General features: G+C 30.0%; 2 protein-coding genes. One reads left to right on the plus strand and one right to left on the minus strand.

Annotated features, from left to right (window positions below):
- The first annotated feature begins 215 nt into the window (after positions 1-215).
- Positions 216-1,265, plus strand: coding sequence for an acyltransferase (locus tag ACNQGS_RS28835; protein WP_491490376.1), 1,050 nt, complete (start codon positions 216-218; stop codon positions 1,263-1,265).
- Positions 1,266-1,470: 205 nt separating this feature from the next.
- Here the strand turns inward: ACNQGS_RS28835 and ACNQGS_RS28840 are convergent.
- Positions 1,471-2,317 (minus strand): N-acetylmuramoyl-L-alanine amidase family protein (locus tag ACNQGS_RS28840; RefSeq protein WP_491490377.1); only part of this gene is annotated, 847 nt, incomplete at its 5' end.

Consider the following 2,317-nt stretch of genomic DNA (forward strand, 5'->3'; position numbering starts at 1 on the left):
TCTTTCATTTAATGTAAATTAATTCCCAACTATATTACGAAGTTATTTTTTAGCATATTATCATAATAAAGTGAGATTTAATTTTACAATTAAAAATTAAAACAATGGGTAAAGTAAAATTTAGGAAATGGTATACTGAAAACTTCTTTAAACGGAAATTTTATTAAAAAGTGATATAATTAACTTAAAAAAAGCGAAATGTAAGGAGGATATTATTGAAGGCACAAAGATTTATTGAGATAGACTTCATTCGTGCTATAGCTGCATTATTTGTTGTTGGGATTCACGTTTCAGCAGATTACGTTTCAGCTAACTCATTTGCTTTGTTATGGAATAAATCAATGGTAAATGCAGTACCGATTTTTATAATTTTATCGGGTTTTGGACTTATGAATGCTGAATTAAATAAAAATACTTCATATCTTAGCTTTGAAAAAAAGCGATTAAATAAAATTGTTTTCCCATACTTTTTTTGGAGTATTTTTTATTTTATAGTATATAAACTATACTTTAGCCCTGATGAAACATTGAATCAAGCTGTGGTAAGATTGATCAAGGGATTATTATTTGGAAATACTTTGTTTCATTTATACTTTTTGGTTATTTTATTTTTTTTGTATTTACTTTTTCCCTTAATAAAAAAAGGTATGATTAGTAGGCCTAACATATTTCTGATATTATCAATTTGTTTTTTTATTGTCAGTACACATTATTTAGAGTTTTTTAAGGTATTACTTGGAGTGTATGGATTCTACCAACCACTTAACTGGCTAATATATTTTGTTTTTGGGATGCATACACTTCTTCATATCAATAAAGTGAGACAAATTATTTATAGAAAAGAACTTTTTTGGATGATTGTATGGTTATTTACATTTGTAATTTATTACAAGCAAAGTGCTACAAATATTAACTCGGAATATTTAAGAGCTTTTTATTCTATTATTAGTTTCTACTTTATTTTTGGAATGGCTATTCAATTTTACGAATATAATAATAGAACTGTGAATAATGTAGTTGAATGGATATCAAAGCACTCCTTTTTAATCTATCTTACACATCCTTTTATTCTATTAATTTTCTATGTATTTTCGGAACATTCGCCTGAATTTGTATTATTTTTTAGCGGAACGATTGGATTGGCAATGAAATATTTCATTGTAGTTACTTTAACTGCCCTATTTACCTTCTTCATCTCACTAATTCCCTATAGCGAATTCTTGGGAGCAAATTCGGTTAAATTTCGTGATAGACGGACTAAATAAAAAATTAAATTTTCCGAATCCTTTAGATATGAACTATCGTAGAAATAATACTAAAAAATTAACTCAGAATCCTAAAGTATAAGGGCTTTTAAATAGGTATACCTCCGAAAACTGTCGAATTCAAAAAAATTGGGTTGCTAATTCCTATTGAAAATAGAATCTAGCAACCTTATATCAATTTAACGTTGTTTCCGGAAAAGATAATTTAAATTGTTTGAAAATATTTTTTTAAACCATTTAAAATTCCGTTAGCTGCACTATAAAAATAGCTGTCCGTTGCAATTATTTTTTCTTCTGTTGGATTTGAAATGAACCCCAGTTCCACTAAGATTGCTGGTTGTATATTTTCACGAATAACGTGGAAATCCCCGAAGAATGTTCCTCTGTTTTTAAGTGGAACATAATCAATAAGACCTTGATGGACAGACTCCGCTAATAATATATCTTTTGGAGAATAATAATACGTTTCAACACCATTGCTTCTAGAATCTGTCGAAGAATTGTAGTGGATACTGATAAATGCATCTGCATAGTTAGAATTACTTATCCCCACACGTTCTTGAAGAGTCAAAAATAAATCGGTATATCTAGTTAATATTACAGTTGCCCCTTCTTGTTGAAGAATTTTAGCAAGTTCTAAAACGGTTTTTAGGTTTAAATCTTTTTCCTTATTGTTTGAACCCAGAGCACCTGAATCAGAACCTCCGTGCCCAGCATCCAATACTATTATTTTTCCATATAATGACTTGGATATCTCTGTACCCCAAACCCCAACATATCCCAGTCTTCCTCCAACGTCCACCGCAACCCAGTTACTATCTCCACCATAGGATTGGTAGACCTGATTTTGTTTTAAAACGGCGAAATATTTACCTGTTTGCGCATCCTTTACTTGCATATCAGAAGTTGTGATAAATTGGATTCCTATCGGTCTAGAAGTATTTTTGTTTTGAATTTCTGTCCCTAAGCTCGGAATGGTATTATCCTTCCAAATATATCCGTATTCATTTCCACTCAAGACCAAATGCCAATCACCATAATCTGCTAGTCTT

The organism is Neobacillus sp. PVCKKU3 (assembly GCF_058323225.1).